Annotated in this window: 16 protein-coding genes; 9 read left to right on the plus strand and 7 right to left on the minus strand. The window is 61.6% G+C overall.

Annotated features, from left to right (window positions below; genetic code table 11):
- Positions 1-242 precede the first annotated feature (242 nt).
- Positions 243-1,445 carry a hypothetical protein gene (locus P9L99_08670; protein ID MDP8223418.1) on the minus strand — a complete coding sequence of 401 codons (1,203 nt, stop codon included), beginning with the start codon at positions 1,443-1,445 and terminating at the stop codon, positions 243-245.
- A gap of 239 nt (positions 1,446-1,684) precedes the next feature.
- Here P9L99_08670 and folD point away from each other — a divergent pair, with 239 nt between their 5' ends.
- Genes folD through pepT form a run of 3 tightly spaced genes read left to right on the plus strand, consistent with a single transcriptional unit; the run spans position 1,685 to position 4,642 of the window.
- Positions 1,685-2,572: a bifunctional methylenetetrahydrofolate dehydrogenase/methenyltetrahydrofolate cyclohydrolase FolD gene (gene folD, locus P9L99_08675; GenBank protein ID MDP8223419.1), complete on the plus strand. Its 888-nt coding sequence runs from the start codon at positions 1,685-1,687 to the stop codon at positions 2,570-2,572.
- Between the two features lie 5 nt (positions 2,573-2,577).
- A complete protein-coding gene (gene folE2 / locus P9L99_08680; GenBank protein MDP8223420.1) occupies positions 2,578-3,372 on the plus strand; it encodes a GTP cyclohydrolase FolE2 in 795 nt (264 codons plus the stop codon).
- A gap of 13 nt (positions 3,373-3,385) precedes the next feature.
- Positions 3,386-4,642 carry a peptidase T gene (gene pepT / locus P9L99_08685; protein MDP8223421.1) on the plus strand — a complete coding sequence of 419 codons (1,257 nt, stop codon included), beginning with the start codon at positions 3,386-3,388 and terminating at the stop codon, positions 4,640-4,642.
- Position 4,643: 1 nt separating this feature from the next.
- On the opposite strand, the gene P9L99_08690 is transcribed toward pepT, so the two are convergent.
- Entirely contained in the window at positions 4,644-6,227 is a 1,584-nt protein-coding gene (locus P9L99_08690; protein ID MDP8223422.1) for a hypothetical protein, read from the minus strand.
- Positions 6,224-6,673: a hypothetical protein gene (locus P9L99_08695; protein MDP8223423.1), complete on the minus strand. Its 450-nt coding sequence runs from the start codon at positions 6,671-6,673 to the stop codon at positions 6,224-6,226. Before P9L99_08695 ends, P9L99_08690 begins: the two co-directional genes overlap by 4 nt.
- A gap of 111 nt (positions 6,674-6,784) precedes the next feature.
- Here P9L99_08695 and P9L99_08700 point away from each other — a divergent pair, with 111 nt between their 5' ends.
- Positions 6,785-7,891 (plus strand): saccharopine dehydrogenase NADP-binding domain-containing protein, encoded by a 1,107-nt coding sequence (locus P9L99_08700; protein ID MDP8223424.1) that lies wholly within the window; start codon positions 6,785-6,787, stop codon positions 7,889-7,891.
- A gap of 15 nt (positions 7,892-7,906) precedes the next feature.
- Here P9L99_08700 and P9L99_08705 read toward each other — a convergent pair whose 3' ends face one another.
- Positions 7,907-10,327, minus strand: a complete 2,421-nt coding sequence (locus tag P9L99_08705) for a hypothetical protein (GenBank protein ID MDP8223425.1) — start codon at positions 10,325-10,327, stop codon at positions 7,907-7,909.
- 68 nt (positions 10,328-10,395) lie between these two features.
- Complete coding sequence (locus P9L99_08710; GenBank protein ID MDP8223426.1) at positions 10,396-11,490, minus strand: ATP-dependent 6-phosphofructokinase; 1,095 nt, start codon at positions 11,488-11,490, stop codon at positions 10,396-10,398.
- 154 nt (positions 11,491-11,644) lie between these two features.
- On the opposite strand from P9L99_08710, the gene P9L99_08715 reads away from it, so the two are divergent.
- From P9L99_08715 to P9L99_08725, 3 genes are read left to right on the plus strand one after another with little or no spacing between them, the layout of a single operon-like run.
- On the plus strand, positions 11,645-12,418 hold the full coding sequence (locus P9L99_08715) for an alpha/beta hydrolase (protein ID MDP8223427.1): 774 nt from the start codon (positions 11,645-11,647) through the stop codon (positions 12,416-12,418).
- Between the two features lie 3 nt (positions 12,419-12,421).
- Positions 12,422-13,786: an FAD-linked oxidase C-terminal domain-containing protein gene (locus P9L99_08720; GenBank protein ID MDP8223428.1), complete on the plus strand. Its 1,365-nt coding sequence runs from the start codon at positions 12,422-12,424 to the stop codon at positions 13,784-13,786.
- Positions 13,783-14,976, plus strand: a complete 1,194-nt coding sequence (locus tag P9L99_08725) for a (Fe-S)-binding protein (GenBank protein ID MDP8223429.1) — start codon at positions 13,783-13,785, stop codon at positions 14,974-14,976. Before P9L99_08720 ends, P9L99_08725 begins: the two co-directional genes overlap by 4 nt.
- Here the strand turns inward: P9L99_08725 and P9L99_08730 are convergent.
- Positions 14,960-15,727: a hypothetical protein gene (locus P9L99_08730; GenBank protein ID MDP8223430.1), complete on the minus strand. Its 768-nt coding sequence runs from the start codon at positions 15,725-15,727 to the stop codon at positions 14,960-14,962. The two genes, P9L99_08725 and P9L99_08730, sit on opposite strands and share 17 nt — an antisense overlap.
- 151 nt (positions 15,728-15,878) lie before the next feature.
- Here P9L99_08730 and P9L99_08735 point away from each other — a divergent pair, with 151 nt between their 5' ends.
- Entirely contained in the window at positions 15,879-16,328 is a 450-nt protein-coding gene (locus tag P9L99_08735; protein ID MDP8223431.1) for a MaoC/PaaZ C-terminal domain-containing protein, read from the plus strand.
- Between the two features lie 8 nt (positions 16,329-16,336).
- Here the strand turns inward: P9L99_08735 and P9L99_08740 are convergent, their stop codons facing one another.
- On the minus strand, positions 16,337-17,110 hold the full coding sequence (locus P9L99_08740) for a glycosyltransferase family 2 protein (protein ID MDP8223432.1): 774 nt from the start codon (positions 17,108-17,110) through the stop codon (positions 16,337-16,339).
- A 115-nt stretch (positions 17,111-17,225) separates the two neighbouring features.
- Between P9L99_08740 and P9L99_08745 the strand changes: the two genes are divergently transcribed.
- Positions 17,226-17,931: glycosyltransferase family 2 protein (locus tag P9L99_08745; GenBank protein MDP8223433.1), on the plus strand; the 706-nt coding region annotated here is incomplete at its 3' end.

Here is a 17,931-nt window from a genome sequence, read left to right on the forward strand (position 1 = left end):
TTCCGCTCTATCGATGGCCCGCTTTTAGAAAATCCCGCGTGAATCTCGGTGGTGAAATCAGGTTGGTGGGGACAGGCGACCAGCCCCTCATGCGTGTGTCGAACGGCGACAATGATCCGTATCGACAACGAAAGGCCAGCTCCAACACGACGATCCTCCCGTCGTATGGCCGACCCTTAAGAAAATGCTATCACATCCGCGCTCCGCGTCAAACCGGTTCGGCCGATCGACGCAGCGCGTTTCTACGCGTAAATGACGTGAAAACGATCCAAGTACTCGTAGAACAACTTCATCTTTTCCTGGTACGTATACGGATTGTAGAACCAGGCGATCGTCGCCACGGAAGTTAACAGACTGTTGCCGTCTTGCGGCGTGAAACACGCGCCGAACACCTCGCGTCCGTCGGGTGACACTTCGATGGAGTCGTGAATTATCACCGACTGATTGAAAATTCGGCCGTGGAAGCCGTGGTCGCGGCCTTTGGAGAACACGAGATTCATGTCGCGCAGATAGCTCAGTGACAACAAGCGATCCGCGTTGACCGCTTCGACGAATTCGGGCCGCGTGATCTTCTTTTTGAATCGCACGCGAAAGCGGTTCAGGTGCATCAGTTGGTTGTCGAGCTTGAGCGCCGTCGAGTGAATGCGGCCATGCAATTCGACGCCCTTGGTCCGCACGACGCGCGCGGCGTCGAAGGCCTGGTGGCTGCCGTAGCCGGGATATTTGCCGCGGACCTGGTCGACACTCGGCGACGGAATCGCCTTGCCGGTCTGGCTGATGTCGTTCATGCGGCGCATCAACACGAAATCGCTCGCCACGATTTCGCCGCCCACCGCCTCGGCGACGCGCAGCAACGAGAGAATATTGTGCGTGTTGCACGAGACCACCTGGATGAATTTGTGTTCGCCCGGCACCAAGGTTTCATCGTTCACGCCGTAGGCGAAGGGGTGACCGAATTCTTCCTCGCTGCCCTGCGCCAGAAAGCCGATCGGATACCGCAGCCGCGAGTAGTAATCTTCCTTGAGCGCGTTGCCCCGATTGGTGCAGTCGGCCACGACGCAGACTTTCTTGAAGGTGTCCTCGATGGTGCCGTCGATCGACAAGCCGTGGTAACGAAACACGTGTTCGAAGTGGGCTTCGGTTTCCTTCCAGATGACGAACTTGCCGCCTGCTTGCTGCAGGAGCTTGACGGTGCCCAGGTCGGTCGGGTTGAACTTGGCGAAGTACACGTCGCCGATATCCAAGTCTTCGCGGTGCTCCAGGAGCAGTCGCGTGAGGGGCTCGCCGATGGTCCCCACGCCGATAACCAGCACGTCGCGCTGTATTCCGAAATCACCATTGATCTCGGCCCGCATAGCGGCCTTCTTCTTCACGACCTTCTTCTTCACAACCTTTTTCTTTACGACCTTTTTCTTCGCGCTCGTCGCCTTACTTTTCGTAGCCATGGTCAAGCTCCTCACCTCTGAAGAACGTTTAGTAATCCATTCTCGGCTCAGTTTGGTTTATCATTAGATAATCCAGAATAATTCAACTTGTAGTGAAAGTTAATCCTAAAGCAAGAAATAACAAGGATTGTCGAAAACGACGGTATCGGCCGTCCCGCCGTCTACAAGCAGCGGCGTTTTCGTGCTATAAAACAGCCCTCACACGCGGCAAGAAAAGCGCGACAAGGCATGGAGGAATCATGCCGGCCGAAATCATCAGCGGCAAAGAGGTGGCGGCGTCCATTCGCGAGGAAATCGCGGCCGATGTGGCGCAACTGAAAAACGAGCACGGCATCACGCCCGGCCTCGCCACGGTTTTGGTCGGCGAAGACCCGGCCTCGGTGTCGTACGTGAAAGGCAAAACCCGCACGTGCGAACAGTTGGGCATGTACTCGGTGCATCACCACCTGCCCGCCACGGTCACGGAACGCGAACTGCTCGCGCTGGTGGCCGAACTCAACGCCGACCCCGCGCTGCACGGCATCCTCGTGCAATTGCCGCTGCCTAAGCACATCGATGAGAGCAAGGTGATTTTCGCCATCGATCCGGACAAGGACGTCGACGGTTTTCACCCCGTCAACGTCGGCCGGTTGATGATCGGCGAAGCGATCTTCCCGCCCTGCACGCCCGCCGGCATTCAGGAACTCATCGTCCGATCGGGCACCGTCACCGAGGGGGCCGAAGTGGTTGTCGTGGGCCGGTCGAACATCGTGGGTAAACCGGTGGCGATCATGCTCGCCCAAAAATCGCCGCGCGCCAACGCAACGGTGACCATCTGCCACACGCGAACGCGCGACTTGGCGGCCCATACGCGGCGGGCGGATATTCTCATCGTCGCGGCCGGACGCCCCGGGGCGGTAGGCGGCGATTGGATCAAGCCGGGCGCGACGGTCATCGACGTGGGCGTCAACCGTGTCGGCACGACGGCGTCGGGTAAGGCGAAATTGGCCGGCGACGTTGATTTTGAGGCGGCCGTCGAAGTGGCGGGGAAAATCACGCCCGTGCCCGGCGGTGTCGGCCCGATGACGATTACGATGTTGATGAAAAACACCCTGACTTCCGCCCGGAGAAGCGCCGGGCAAGAGTGATTTCGATGAGCAAACCCGATATGGCCGACGTGGCCAGCCAAAGCGACGATCGCAACATTTCCATCGACAAAGTCGGCGTCAAGGATCTGCGCTATCCGATCAGCCTGCTCGACCGCGCCAAGGGCATACAGCACACGATCGGGTCGTTCAACATGTACGTGAATCTGCCGCACCAATTCAAAGGCACGCACATGAGCCGCTTTATCGAGCTGCTCAATGAAAGCCGCGGCGAGATTTCCATCGATCAGTTCGGCGACCTGCTCGAAGCCATCCGCGACCGGCTCCATGCCGAAGCGGCCCATCTCGAGGTGGAGTTCCCCTATTTCATCGAGAAGAAGGCGCCGGTCACGCAAGCGCCGGGCATGATGGAATACACCTGCCGCGTCGTGGGCGAGATTCGAAACGGCGAGCGGAAAGTTTCCATCGCTGTGACGGTGCCCGTCTCGACGCTTTGCCCCTGCTCGAAGGAGATTTCCGCCTACGGCGCGCACAACCAGCGCGGCTTCGTCACCATCGGTTTTCGTTTCCGCGACATGGTGTGGATCGAGGAGATTATCGAGATCGCCGAGAACTCGGCTTCGAGCGCCGTGTATTCGCTGCTCAAGCGCGAAGACGAAAAGTTCGTCACCGAGCAGGCATTTCGGAATCCCGTTTTCGTGGAAGACGTGGTGCGCAACGTCGCCCAAGTCCTCGACGCCGACCAGCGTATCACCTGGTACAGCGTCGAAGTGGAGAATTTCGAATCCATTCACAATCACAACGCCTACGCGATGATCGAGCGCTCCGACCGCGACGATTAGAAGGAGGTCTGCCGTGCACGCTTTTAACGATTCCCAAGCCATTCTGGACGCCACTCACCTAGTCGACTGGTTCCTTGAATTCGTTCAGATCGACACGCAGTCCGACAACAAAAGCGAGACGACGCCGTCCTCGGCCAAGCAGCTTGACCTGCAGCGCGTGCTGGAGAAAAAGCTGGCCGACGTGGGGTGCACGGAAATCCACTTGGACGACAAGGGCTATCTGTACGCCACCTTCCCCGGCAACAAGCCCGACGCGCCGGTCATCGGCCTGCTGGCGCATGTGGATACGGCGACGGATTTCTCCGGCACGGGCGTCAAGCCGCAACTGCACGAGAACTACGACGGCGGCGAGATCGCCATTGCCGACGGGCTCATGCTGACGCCGCAAGAAAACGCCGAACTGAGCCAGTGCGTCGGTGACACGATCGTCACCGCCTCGGGCGACACCTTGCTGGGCGCCGACGACAAGGCGGGCATCGCCGTGATTCTCGCCGCACTGGAAACCTTGAAGGCCGACGAGAGTATTCCGTGCCCCACCTTGCGCATCGCCTTCACGCCCGACGAAGAAATTGGCCGCGGCGCGAAACACTTCGACATAAAAGGCTTCAACGCCTACTGCGCCTACACCCTGGACGGCAGCTTCGCCGGCGAAATCAATTTCGAGACCTTCAGCGCCGACGGGGCCGAGGTGACGTTCACGGGCGTAGCGGTTCACCCCGGCTTCGCCAAGGGAAAGATGGTCAACGCGTTGCGCTACCTGGGTAAATTCCTCGATCAACTGCCCAGCGACGAAGCGCCGGAAGCCACCGAAGGACGGGAAGGATTTTTCCATCCCACGGAAATTCGCGGCAATGCCGCCGAGGCGACCGTGGAGTTGATTCTGCGTTCGTTCGACAACGACGAACTCGAAGATCGCGGCAAGCGGTTGCGCGAGTTGGTGGACCGTATCGCCGCCGAGGAACCGCGCCTGAAAACGCAGGTGGATATCAAATTCCAGTACCGCAACATGGCCGACGAACTTAAAAAGCACCCGCAGATTCGCGAACACCTGTTGGCCGCGCTGCGCGACGCGGGCGTCGAGGCGAACGTCGTTCCCGTGCGCGGCGGCACCGACGGCTCCGGCCTGACGGCCATGGGGTTGCCGACGCCCAACATCTTCAACGGCGGCGTCAATTTCCACGGCCCGCGCGAGTGGGTCTCCACCCGCGTGATGGCGGTGTCGGTTTGCGCAGTGTTGAATTTGGTGCAGCGCTGGGCGGCTGCCGAGTAGATTACCAGCCGACTTCGATCCACACGGCCTGATGGTCGACGACGTCGCACGCAGCGCCGTTCCAGGTTCCGTATAGGCGCTCGCCGCCCGGCCCCAATGCCGCGCACGCCCCGGTCGGGGCCAAGCCCAGCAAGGCGGTTTTGGTCGACACCCAGCCCGCCGTACCGACACCCGTCGCCGGATCACCACTCACGTCAGTTAACGTCGGCCCGGTGAGGTAGGCGACGTATCCCGCCGCGTCGCCGTCCACCGAAAGCTGTATCGTCGCCGTGGTCGCGTCGGCCGGGACGGCCACCACCACGAAGTACGACGGCTCGGTGCGTTCGAGCAAAATCGTGTGGTCGCCCGCCACGGCCAGGTCGGTCACCGCACCGCCGTCGACCCCGCGTACGGCCAGCGAAAACACCGTCAGCGGCGGATCGACGATACCCAGTTCGGCGTCGAAGGCCGCGTCAAGTTCGACCTGCCCGGCAACGGGCGCGCCAAAGCCGACCGCCACCACGTGCGGCCCCAACCGCGCGGGCACTTCCGGGATCGTGTTGACGGTGCCGTCGGGCGCGAAACCGGCGTGGTGTTCATCGGCGAAGAAATACACGCCGGGCGACGAGCCGGACGTCCACTGGTGGTTCAGGGCGCTGTTGGACACGCCGTTGGCCACGGCGGCGGCGAAATCGAAATTGAAACCGAGGGGGCTTTCCGCGTACATCCGCGTCAGACGTTGTGCGGCGCGAATGGCGGAAATGCGGTCGATCTCATCGAGGCGTCCGGCCGGGTTGTTGTCGATCTGCCCGTCGCCGCTCATGAGAAAGAAGGCGGGTTGCAGGTCCCACAGCGCGCCGCCGACCTCCAACATCACGCGACCTTCCAATTCACGGACGGTCGGGTGACCGAGAACGCGAGCGATGTCACGCGGCGGCAAGTCGCCAATCGCCGCGGCGGTTTCCGGCGGCAAGGCGGCCAGGCGCTCGTCCAGCCAATCGGCAAAGGAATAAAGCGGACCGGTTTCGCTCAGCGGCGACGGCCCGATGAGAAACTCGTCGAGTAGGTTTTCCAGCGCGGCCATGGCCTCCGGCGACGCGCCCGCGTCCCACTGAAAACCGATGACGACCGGCGGATGATTCGGCTTGGTGTCCGACCACCAACGCAGGTTGCGCAGCACGCTCGAAAGGTAAATTTCGCCGGTCAGGTTGCTGTGGTTGATGACAAAGTCGCCCTCGGGGGTCAGGCTTTTGACGTCCAACTCCAGAAACACCTGGTGCTTCAGCAGCGTGTCGAGCGGCCCCATGCTGGCCACGAGCGACGCGACGCCCTGCAAACCGCGCCAAATGAAGGTGTTGTGCGTCGCACCGATGTGAAAGGTGTTGATCGGCAAGTCGGGGTTCACAAACTCCGGCGGCGGCGCGGGCGTGGTGTCATCGTTGTCGTCATCGTCATTGTCGTCGTTGTTATCGTCATTGTCGTTGTTGTCGTCATCATCATCGTCATCGCCTTCGCTGTCGGGGCCGGCGTCATCGTCGTCGTCGCCGCAACCGAAAGCCGCGACGATCAGAAGCAGCAGCAAAAGAAGTTTCCAGCCCCGCTTCATGGCTGCTCTCCCAAGTGCCAGACGTACACGAACACGCTTTGCCGACTCGGCGTCAGGCCGCGAAGTTGCTCGACCGCACCCTGCAAGACGTAATCGGCGGGCGGTCCGGAAAGCTCCACGATGAAGTTGCCCTCCGTGGCAACCTGCAACGGCCCCAGGGACGTCGGCGTCGTTCCGAGGCGGATCTCATCGTCTGCCGGTCGCGGGCACCGGCCGGTTTTTCCGGGCGCCAGCGAGAACGTGTCATCGCCGCAGGCCACGTAGATCGTTTCCGCGCCGTAGAGCAAATTGGCGACGTACAGGGCGCCGCCTTCTTTCTCCGGTGGCTTTTCGGCTGCGGCGCCGTGGGCGGTGATCAACAGCAGGGCGAGCAACAAAAGCGGCGCGATCACGCATAGTCGGCAGGCGGACGACGCGGCGCGCGTATGGAGAGTGAATGTGTTCATATTTTTATCTTAACATTTTTCTTCCGCTCTTGTTGAGATCCGCTTTTCAAACGGTCAAGTCGGCGTTAGCATAGCGTCGCTTTTTCACTTGATCACGTGTGGAGGTGCATCATGAAAGTCTTGCTACTGGGCGGCGCCGGCGATATGGCGCTCGAAGCGCTGCGCGAACTCAACCGCGATCCCGAAGCCGTCACCCAGGTGACCATCGACGATCTCAATGTTCCCAAAGCCAAGGAAGCAATCCGCAAGCTGAACCTTGCTTACGCGACCGACGTGGTGGATCACGATCTGTTCGACCGCGAATGGTTGGTGGCCGAAGCGGCGAAGTACGACGTCGTGCTGGGCTTCGCGGGTCCTTTCTACAAAACCGAGGCTCATTGCGCCGAAGCGTGCATCGCCGCCGGCACGCCCTACGTGTCGATCGCCGACGATTACGACTCGTATCTGGAAGTGGTCAAGTTGGACGAGATGGCGCGCGAGAAAAAAGTGAAAATCCTCACCGGTTTCGGCAACAGCCCCGGCATCACCCAAATGCTGGCCCGCAAGGGATACAACAGCATGGAAAAATGCCGGCGCATCAATGTGAATTGGGCCGCGGGCAGCAACGAGAACGTCGGCGCGACGAACCTCATGCACTTGTTCCATATTTTCACCGGCACCACGCTGCAGACTTTCCGCGGCAAGGAAGGGCCGGTCAACACGGGCGAAGGCCGCAAAATGGTCGAGTTCCCCTACCCCATGGGTTGGCTGCCGGTGTATTACACCGGCCACGCGGAGTCGGTCAGCCTGCCGCGCAACCTGCCGGGTCTGGAAGAGGCCACGGTGCACGGCGGCGTGCAACCGCCGTACATTCCCAGGTTGGTCAAGACGATGTCCAACACCGGCATGTTTTCCACCCACGAACGGCGGCGCAAAGCGGCGAATTTCTTCCATCGCATCGAAGGATGGTTCGCGGGGGGCGGCTTGGACAAATCGGTGGGACGCATCGATGTGTACGGCGTCGAAGGCGGCAAGGCGGTGTATCGCTATTACACCTACATCGGCCATATTGCCCTGCTGACCGCGGTGCCGACGGTGCAGGCCGCTTGGTGGCTGTATAAGGGAAAATTCAACAAGGCGCCGGGGGGCGTATATTCCGCCGAACGGATTCTTGAGAAACCCGATCCCTTCCTGAGCGAGCTTATCGAGCGCGGGTTGGAGATCTATTACTACGAATAACGCCGCGATGGGTCGCTAATCACGTTTCATGCGCACTTCTTCGGCGCGACGCCGCGCCCACGCGTGCTGCGGCTGGGCTTTGCATGCCAGGTCGAAGGCCGCGTACGCTTCGTCGTACTCTTCCCGCAACTGGTGAGCGCGGCCCGTTTCGTACAGCTTCTTGGCCGTCTGCCAAGCCAGATTCCGATAGCGGTCATCGCGCGGTTCGAGGCGGCGGCACTTGGCCAGCGCCAACGCTGCGGCTTCATAATTCGTCTCACCGAAGGCCTGCGCGGCGACTTTGAGGTAGGTTTTCTGCCGCTGCTTTTCCACCGCCCGCCGCTGTTTCGCCAACCTTTTTTCGCCCGCGATGTACTCCGCACGCCGGAGCGGTAATGGGGCGCGGTCGGCGGTGACGGCGTTTTGCTTGGCCGCCTCCATCGCCTGCCCGACGAGCGATTCAACCCGTTTGTCGGCGGAGCGGCGATTGACGTTCAGCGACACCGGCACCTTTTCGACCACCGTTTCGTGGCCGCGGCACTGTACCGCGACAACCATTTCGAAGTTGTATTCCGAGCGCGGCGTCTCGAACCAAACGACTTCCCGCAAGAACTTGTCCTCGGGCCAACTCGACGTGGGCAGCCAGCCCATCAACGCCTTGTGGTCTTTCATGCGCGGCTCTTCCCCGGGCCGTGCGCGGCCGATCGCAAACTCGCACTTCGGCGGCGCCTCTTCGCCGCGGCTCCACCAGAGAAACAGCGGCACTTTCGATCGCGGGTACACCGCTTCGGGCACTTCGATGTTGTGGAGTCGCAGCCCGCCGGGAAACTTCAGCGCCGTGGCGAAGCGTTGCTCGGGCAGGCGGTCAAACTCAAACAGATCCCGCCGCACGAAGTTGCCGTTGGGAAACGATCTCGAAAAACGGCGGTCGTCGGGAAGCTGCAAGTACTGTTTCTTGAATTTCGGGTTGGTGGGGATCGTCGTCGCCCGTCCCCAACCGCGGCGCTGGTGGATGAACTCCGGCCGCATTTCGCGGAAGTAGTGTTCGTTCATCATCGCGCGCCACTGCGGCGTGTAGCGATGGGTCGCCATCGGGACGCTGAGCAAGTAGCCGATATCCATGATGCGGCCGTCCCAGTTGTAGGTCGTGCCGCCCATATCCATGTCGGTCATCAACGCGTCGTGGGGGCGCACCGCGACCTTCTTCGCGATGCCGTTCCACCAACGCACCCGACGGGCGATGCCTTTCGCCGACACTTCCCGGTCGTCGAGAAACAACGCCAACTCGGCCCGCGAACCGCCGTCAATCAGCGCAATGGGAACGACCGTCCAGAGTACGGCCAGGATCGTGACCGCAACCGTGGCCCACTTGGCCGACAGAAAGCGACTCGCCGGCTTGCGTACCCAGTACGCCATGTTGAACGCCGCCAGACCCAGCAGCAGCGCAAGCGGGATCGGGAAATTCGACAGGAAGCGCCAGGATTTCATCCAATCGCCGTTGGCGTAGATCGGGAAAAAGAGCAGAAACATCCCGGTGAGCGCGAAGTATGTCGCCTCGCGCCAGAGACGGCGTCGGGCAAACGCGGGCAACGTCAAAACCAGCAACGGGGTGTAGCCGTACGCTTGCAGATACGTGAACACGTATTTCCAGCCGCGCGATCGCAGCGAAAATAAATGCTCGGCGACACCGGGTCGCACCTTGGCGTAGTAGGTGTTGGGGAACGGACGGGCATAATAGATGTAGTGCCACACGTGATAGGCGGCAAAAAGCCCGGCCGCAGCGCCCACCCACAGGAAAAAGCGTCGCGTGGGCCGCCGGTGTTCGAACAGATCGCTCACGAGCAAAAAGAGCCCGGCGATGCCCAGATGAGCCACCGCCTCGGGTCGCGTAATCGCCAGCAGCACCAGCACCGGCGCCGACCAGGGTTTCGCGTCGGGATCGCGGGCTTCACGAATCACGAGCATCATGCCGGCGGTCAACAGGAATCCGTACAGGGCGTTTTCCATGCCCGATTGATTCCAAATGGCGAACCCGGCGTTTCCGGCCAATAAAAACGCGGCCAGCGCCACCGGCCAGGGACTTCGGTCACCCGGCGCGGGCGATTTCGCGTAGTAGATCAGCAGCAGGAAAATCAGTAGGGCGCAGGCCAGCGCGAGGTGTTGCGACCACGGGAAGATATCGGCGCCGAAGGCATGCGCGACGGCCAATAGCCCGACCCATGTCGGATTCGAAAAGCCCTCTACCCGCTCGCCGCCGGGATAAGCCACCGAGCCGTATCCCTCGGCGAGATGCCGCGCGAAAGTGAAGCTGATCGCCGCATCGTCTACCCAATACTTCGGATAAAAGTGACTTGCCGTCCGAAAGTAGAAGCCGACAAGCGCCAGAAAAACGGCGGCGGTCAGCGCCATGGCGATCCATTTTTGGCGGTTGGTATGGGTAGTCGTCGCTCCGCTCAAGGCGTCTCCTTCGGCTGTTTGAACGGGATGCTAACCGCCGCGCTTGTGACGGTCAACAGACGGCGGCGTTACTCGTCGCCGAAGCACACGCCGGTGTCGCGCGCCGCCGCGACCCAATCGCTGTCGGGTTCGACCAGGCGGATTTTCTTGATGGCCTCGTAGATATCCTCGGTGGCCACCTGGCTGTTGCGCAGCACGACCATCTTGCCGAAATCGCCGCGCGCCGCCACGTGCACGGCGTAGGCGCCCATGCGGGTGCACAAGTTGCGGTCGAACGCGGTAGCCGTACCGCCGCGTTGTACGTGCCCCATCTCGGTGCCGCGACACTCACCCACATCGAACGGAGTGAGCCATTCGCAGAGTTGGTGCGCGATGCCGCCGAGGCGTATGGTCTCGGAACTGTCCTTGACGATGCGCTTGATGACCTGTTCCTTGTCGACCGGCGTGGCGCCTTCGGCCACGCAGATGATCGTAAAATTTCGCCCCATCTTTCGGCGGGCATGAACGGCCTTCGCCACGCTTTCAACGGACCACGAGATTTCGGGGATGAGAATCACGTCGGCCCCGCCCGCGAGCCCGGCTTGCAGGGCGATCCATCCCGCGTTGCGGCCCATGGTCTCGACAATCATCACGCGGTGATGGCTCTCCGCGGTGGTTTGCAGGCGGTCGATAGCGTCGCACACGACGTTGACGGCGGTGTCGAAACCAAAGGTGACGTCGGTGGCGCCCAAATCGTTGTCGATGGTCTTTGGAATACCGATGACCGGCACGCCGCGTTGGAAGAAGCCGTAACCGATAGCGTTGGTACCGTCGCCGCCGATGACGAACAGGGCGTCGAGTTCGAGGTTGCGAATGTTCTGCAACGCTTCGTCGCTGCGGTCGATGGTCGTAACGCGATCGCCGGCAACCATTTTGTAGTTGAAGGGGTCGCCTTTGTTGGAACTGCCCAAAATCGTGCCGCCGCGATACAGCAAACCTTTGACCATGCTGGGCGTGAGGCTGAGGGTGCGCGGTTCGCCGAGCAGGCCCTCGAAACCGTCACGTATTCCGACCACAGTCGTTCCGTAGCGCGACATGGCGCATTTGGTGATGGCCCGGATTACAGCATTGAGGCCCGCACAATCGCCGCCGCCGGTCAGTATGCCGATTCGCTTCAGAGCCATGGTCAGCTCCCTTCACGGTTTTTGGTTCAGTTGCCTAAAGACGGTTGCTAGCAGGGTGAAATAAAGCCGCGCGCATATCAAGGGGTAGGCGGCGCGCCGCGGGCGGCATGACTTAGCTCTTGAACGGCTGTGCCCGGAAGGTTACCGTCCGAGCATGTTACGACGTGAAAATACGGAATTCGGGCAAATCGCCTGGCGGATGTTCCGGGAAGACGGCGCGGGGACGCCGCTAATCTTCCTGCACGGCGCCGGGGGACGGAAAGAGATTTGGGGCCTTGTCTGCCGCCGCATGGAGCGCGCGGCGGTCGATCACCCGCTGGTGCTGGTCGACCTTCCGGGACACGGCCAATCGCCGCTGCCGGGCCGCGCCGATATCGAGGAATATGCAACGGCGGTGTCGGCGTTGATCACGGCGCAAGGCTGGCCCGCTGTCGCGCTCGCCGGTCACAGTATGGGCGGCGCGATCAGCCAAGTACTCGCCGCACGGGAGCCAAGCCGCGTGACGCACCTTTTTCTCGTGGCCACCGGCGCGCGAATTCCGGTGGCACCGATCTTGTTGGATCTGCTGCCCGATCAGCACGAAGCGGTCACGACTCTGTTCAAGGAATGGGGGTTTGGTCCCGACGCGCCGGCGCTGCTCGTCAACCAGGCCATGACGCCCTTTGCCCAAGGCGATCCCGTGGTGATCCGCGACGACCTGGCCGCTTGTCGCGACTGGAACGGCGCCGACCGCCTAGCGTCCATTACCGCAAAAACCCTCGTGGTCGCCGGCGAACTCGACCGCATGATCCAGTCGAAATACACGACCTTTTTGGCGGAAAACATTGGTGACGCGCAACTTGTCACCCTGCCGCAAACCGGTCACATGGTTCCGGTCGAGCGCGACCGCGAACTTGCGGAACGCTTCGCGTCGTTCCTGGCGGAGTAGCTCTTGTTGCCCTTCAAAGACCTGGAACGCATCGTTGGTGCCGACAACGTCTTGACCAACCCGGGCGATCGATCAGCCTACGCCACCGACGCCAAGGTGAAGGGACGCCCGCCCGTCGCCGTCGCCCTGCCGAGTACCGCAGTCCAGGTGCAGGAAATTGTGCAGGCCTGCGCCCAGCGGAGCGTCGCGCTGATCGCGCGCGGTGCGGGTACGGGAACCGCCGGCGGCGCGGTGCCGGAAAGCACGGCGGTTGTTCTTGATCTATCCCGCATGAACCGCCTCCTTCAGATCGACGGCGACAACCTGCTGGCTGATGTCGAGCCCGGATTGCTGTTGGCCGACTTTCAAAACGCGGTGGAAGAACAAGGGCTGTTTTACGGCCCGGACCCGGCCAGCCGCGAGACGTCGACACTGGGTGGAAACGCGGCGACCAACGCGGGCGGCTTGCGGGCGGTCAAGTACGGCGTCACGGCCGATTGGGTTCAAGGTCTCGACGTGGTGCTTGCCGATGGCCAATTGATTCACACGGGTACGCGGACGCGCAAAGGCGTGGTCGGGTACGACCTGACGCGCCTGTTCGTCGGCAGTGAAGGCACCCTGGGCGTGATCACCGGCCTGACGTTGAAGCTCGTGCCGAAACCCGCCGCCAAACAGACACTGCTGGCCGTGTTCCGCCAGTTGAGGCAGGCCGGCGACGCCGTGCTTGCCGTACTGCGATGCCCGGTCACGCCTGCGGCGATGGAGTTGATGGATGCCACCACGATCGACGTCGTGCGGGCGCATATCGGCGACCTGATTCCACCCGAACATGCCGCGTTGCTGTTGCAGGTCGACGGCGACGTCGCAACCGTGGACCGCGAAACCGAAACGCTTACCGCCTTGCTGGCGGACACGGCGGCGACCTGGGTGCGGCGTGCCGCCGATGAGAGCGAAGCCGAAGATTTGTGGGCTGCGCGGCGGGCGATCAGCCCCGCGATGTATGAGATTCGCCCCCAGAAAATGGCCGATGACGTTGCCGTGCCGACCACGCGTTTGGTCGAGCTGTTTGAAGGCGTGACGCGCATCGCGGCCGAAAACCACGTGCTGTATGCCTGCTACGGCCACGCGGGCGACGGCAACGTGCACGTCAATTTTCCCTACGACCCGAAAGACACGACCGAGAGTTACAACGCCCAGCAGGCCCGCGAGCAAATGCTGCGGCTGGTGCTCGAACTGGGCGGCACGCTCAGCGGCGAACACGGCGTGGGTATCGCCAAACGCGCCTTCGTCCCGTGGGAACAAGCCGCCGCGCTCATCGACCTGCAAAAGCGCCTCAAACGGGCGTTCGACCCGCTCAACATTCTCAATCCCGGCAAAGTATTCCCTTGACCGAGCGGCGCGTCGATCCCGACGCCTGCGTGTTGTGCGGCGCATGCCGCGCGGTGTGCCCCATCTTCATGGAAACGTTGCGCGAATGCGACGTCGCCCGCGGCCGCGTCGCACGCGTCAAGTACACCGGGCAGCAAGAACGCTTCACCGCCGCCGACCGCGAGGCCTTTTCCCTATGTTTGATGTGCGGCCGCTGCCTGGAAGTCTGCAAGGCGGACCTGGATATTCCTCACCTCATGCAGCGGGCCCGCGCCGAGAGCGGTTATGCGGCGGGCATTCCGCGGTTGGTCGCCGAAACATTGGCGAAGCATCCTTCCCGTTTGTCGACAGTCGCCCGCTTGGCCGCGACGTGGCACAAGTGGCTGGCCCGCTTGCCCGAAGACAGCGGCCTGCGTCGCCGCCTGGGCGATTCGTACCTCTCGGCCGGGCGTCTACTCCCTTCACCGCCGGCCGATCCCTACCTGGCGCGTCAACTCGGCCGCCGCGCCCAAGGCGACCGCAAACTGGCGCTCTTCGCCGGATGCGGGGCGGGCTGGTTGCTCTCGGAAATCGGTGATGCGATCGATGCCATTCTCGCCGCGCTCGACCTCGTGGCCGCCGTCCCGGCGCAGAATTGCTGCGGTCTACCGGCATGGGGTTTGGGCGCTGACGACGCCGCGGATGCCGGCTTCGCGGCTTGGCGCGAGGCGTTTTCCGGCAACGGGTATGAGGCGGTGTTGACGCCCTGCGCTTCGTGCGCGGCGCACTTGCAGGAGCACCTTGGCGAAGGGGCCGAGACGCCGCTGGAGGAGTTTTTCGTGTGGTTGGCGCGGCAGGAACTCGCGGTGGACTTGAGCGGCGTAAAGCTCGCGGTGCATGTGCCGTGTCATACGCGGCGGGGGGTGCGCGGGGGAGATGCCGTCACGCCCATGTTGCGCGAGGCCGGGGCGGAAATCGTCGAGTTGCCGACCGCGCTGGATGAACAATGCTGCGGCATGGGCGGCACGTTCGGCGCGCAGCACACCGATCTTTCCCGCCGCATCGGCTTGCCGAAAGTCGACGCGATGCTGGAGGCGGAACCGGCGGCGATCGTGTCCCATTGCACCGGCTGCCTGCTGCAACTGCGTGATTTGGTGCGTTACCGGGGTTCGTCGGTGCCGGTCGCGCACCCCGTTCAATGGCTGGCCAAAGGCCTCACGGGGCGCACTTGAACCAGAGCCCCTCGATTTCCTCGGGGTGTTTTTTATCGAACACAAAGCGGAATTGAGTTTTTGTGCCGTCGGCGAATTCGGCTTCGTACAGCACGATGGCAAACTCCCCCTTGAAGGTCACGGCCTTGAATTCGTAGGCGGTCACTTTCCCTTTTGCCTCTGTTTCCACCACGCTGTAGATTTTCTCGGGCGGCAAGGAGACCGTCATTCGTTTGGAGAAGTGCCGTTGTAGAACTCGGCTGTCTTTGTCGTTGTAAGCGGCGAAGAATTCGTCAATAACGCCCTTGGTTCGATCGTGAATCACCCCGTTGGTTTTGGTCGCCGATTTATTCTCGACGGGGATGAAAACCAATCCTTTTACGCGAAGCGTCGGATCATCGTTTTGAAACGTGAGCCGCATCGAACAACTGCCCTTTTCGAACGTCACGAGAAAACTGACTATAGCGTAATCGTGATACGGCTTGGTGCCGCGCCACGTTTTCATCAAGAAGGCGCCGTTGGTAAGCCTTAATTGGCTCTCGCAAAGCTGCTTGAGTTTCTCTTCGGTGAGCTCTTTTTTCAGTTCGACACCGAAATCCCGCATCATTCGCGCGTAGTCGCCTTTGTTGTACCCATCAAGAATGTTGTCGGCGATGAGCGAAGCTTTGCCGAGTGTCGTGGGGTCGCCGATAATGCTTTCGCTGCCGCCGGCCGGCACGGAAACCAACCAGACGCCAAGCGACAAGCACGCTATCGCGATAATGCGTAACAAAATTCACCCTATAGATTGGCCGATTTTGCGGAAGGTTAAGTTAAACGTACAAGAACGTATTCACCTTTACAAGCGAAACCTGTGGCACAGCAGGTTGACACGCTGCGGCAAAGATATTCATACTCGACCGACACACAGTCGGGAGGCCTTCATGCAGCGTGGTTTATTCTTCGAAGATTTCGAAGAGGGGATGCATTTCGTCAGCAAGGGGCGCACGATCACCGAGACCGACGTTGTGAACTTCGCCGGCATTTCGGGCGACTACAATCCACTTCACACGAATGAACAATACGCAAAAACGACGATCTTCGGGCGCCGCGTCGCGCACGGCGTGCTGGGCATCGCGCTGATGGTCGGGCTTAACCAGAGTCTGGGCATCACCGAAGATACGATGCACGCGTTTTTGGGGCTGGAATGGGATTTCATCCGGCCCGTGTTCATCGGCGACACGTTGCACTTGGAACTCGAAGTGGAGTCCAAACGCGAATCCAAAAAGCCGGACCGCGGCGTCGTCAACTTTCGTTGCAAAATGGTCAACCAGCACAGCGAAGTCGTGCAGGAAGGCGTGCGCAAAATGTTGATGAAGCGTCGGCAGAAGTAATCCGCGGCTCACGCCAGCAGACGGTAAATCCAACTCGTGCGCTTGTAGTACCAGACGTAGTTGACCGCCGCCAACCACGGCTTGTCGATTTTCACCGCGTATTTCTTGGCGATCTCATACGCCGCGCGCAGCGTCGGGTCGATATCTCCCCCGGTTTTGCATTCGGCATAAAAACGAAACGCGCCTAGATCAGCGTCGAGAATCCCCGGCTCACAAATCAGCCCGAAGCGCAGCCACAGTTCGTAGTCCATGTCGTACTTGAGCGACTCGTCGATGCCGCCCGCCTCGTCCACCAGTTCCTTCGTGAAAAACGTGGCCTGCTGGCTGATGTAATTCTCCACCAGCAACTTTGTGTAGGAATAACGACGCGCCAGCCGGTTCTTGTACCAGGTGATCGGCTTGCGGATCTCGCGGTCGTGCTCGTCGAGAATCAGGCAGCGTCCGTAAGCCCAGCGAACGTGCGCGTGTGTGCGGAAAAAGTCCGCCACGACCGCCAGCGCCCCCGGCAGCAGCAGGTCGTCGCTGTTGAGCCAGCAGATGATCTCCCCCGTGGCCCGCTCGATGCCCTTGTTGAGCGCGTGCGACTGCCCCCGGTCGGCCTCGGAAACGTACTGCAACTTGTCCGACCACCGTTCCAACATCTCGACGGTGCCGTCGGTGCTGCCGCCGTCGATCACCCAATGCTCGATCTCGAACGGACCCTCCTGCTCGTGGACGCTGCGCAAGGCGCGCTCGAGGTAAGCAACTTGATTGTAGGATGGCGTAATGACGCTGATTCGCACGGGAATGTCTCCTTGGTTGCGCGCCGAGTGTACACGCGCCGGCCTACCTGCTCAATAGGCTTGAGCGCGCTTCGCGCCCTGTGCCATGATGCGGGCGATCAAAGGAGCAACATCGATGTCGCAAACCCTGGTGCTTATGCCCGCCTTCAACGAGCAGGCGCGCATCGCCGAGATTATCACCCAAGTGCGGGCCATCGACCCGGCGTGGGACGTGCTCGTCGTCGACGACGGCAGCCACGACGACACCGCCCGGGAAGCGATACGTGCCGGGGCCGCAGTGGTGCGACACCCTTTCAATCTCGGCTACGGCGCGGCGCTGCAAACCGCGTACAAATACGCCGCCCACCACGGTTACCGCTTCGCGCTGCAAATGGACGCCGACGGCCAACACCCTCCCGAGGAAGCGTCGAAACTGCTGGCGCCGGTGTGCGAGGGACAGGTCGACATGGCCATCGGCTCGCGCTTTCTGGCCGGTGGCGGCGGGTATGAAGTGCCGGCGGCCCGGCGGCTGGGTATCGCGCTGTTCGGCGGATTGGCTCGGTTGCTCACGGGTGTGGACATGAGCGACGTCACCTCCGGCTTCGCGGCGGTCGGGCGGCGCGGCATTCTGCTGTTTTCCGGCGACCGTTTCCCGGCCGATTACCCCGACGCCGATCTGCGAATCATGCTGCACAAAGTCGGCCTGCGGGTGCGTGAAGTACCGATCACCATGCGCGCCAACCCGGCGGGCAAATCGATGCACGGCGGTGTGCTGAGCGTGTGGTATGTGATCAAAATGCTCATCAGCATGTTCGTAGTCTGGATTACGCGCTTCGAAGCGC

Source organism: Candidatus Lernaella stagnicola (genome assembly GCA_030765525.1).
GTDB classification, from domain to species: Bacteria; Lernaellota; Lernaellaia; order Lernaellales; family Lernaellaceae; genus Lernaella; species Lernaella stagnicola.

Coding starts and splice junctions, on each gene's coding strand:
- folE2 (MDP8223420.1), top strand. CDS start 2,578: ATGAGCAAACCCGATATGGCCGACGTGGCCAGCCAAAGCGACGATCGC.
- P9L99_08700 (MDP8223424.1), top strand. CDS start 6,785: ATGAAAGTCTTGCTACTGGGCGGCGCCGGCGATATGGCGCTCGAAGCG.
- P9L99_08715 (MDP8223427.1), top strand. CDS start 11,645: ATGTTACGACGTGAAAATACGGAATTCGGGCAAATCGCCTGGCGGATG.
- P9L99_08670 (MDP8223418.1), bottom strand. CDS start 1,445: ATGGCTACGAAAAGTAAGGCGACGAGCGCGAAGAAAAAGGTCGTAAAG.
- folD (MDP8223419.1), top strand. CDS start 1,685: ATGCCGGCCGAAATCATCAGCGGCAAAGAGGTGGCGGCGTCCATTCGC.
- P9L99_08735 (MDP8223431.1), top strand. CDS start 15,879: ATGCAGCGTGGTTTATTCTTCGAAGATTTCGAAGAGGGGATGCATTTC.
- P9L99_08695 (MDP8223423.1), bottom strand. CDS start 6,673: ATGAACACATTCACTCTCCATACGCGCGCCGCGTCGTCCGCCTGCCGA.
- P9L99_08690 (MDP8223422.1), bottom strand. CDS start 6,227: ATGAAGCGGGGCTGGAAACTTCTTTTGCTGCTGCTTCTGATCGTCGCG.
- P9L99_08710 (MDP8223426.1), bottom strand. CDS start 11,490: ATGGCTCTGAAGCGAATCGGCATACTGACCGGCGGCGGCGATTGTGCG.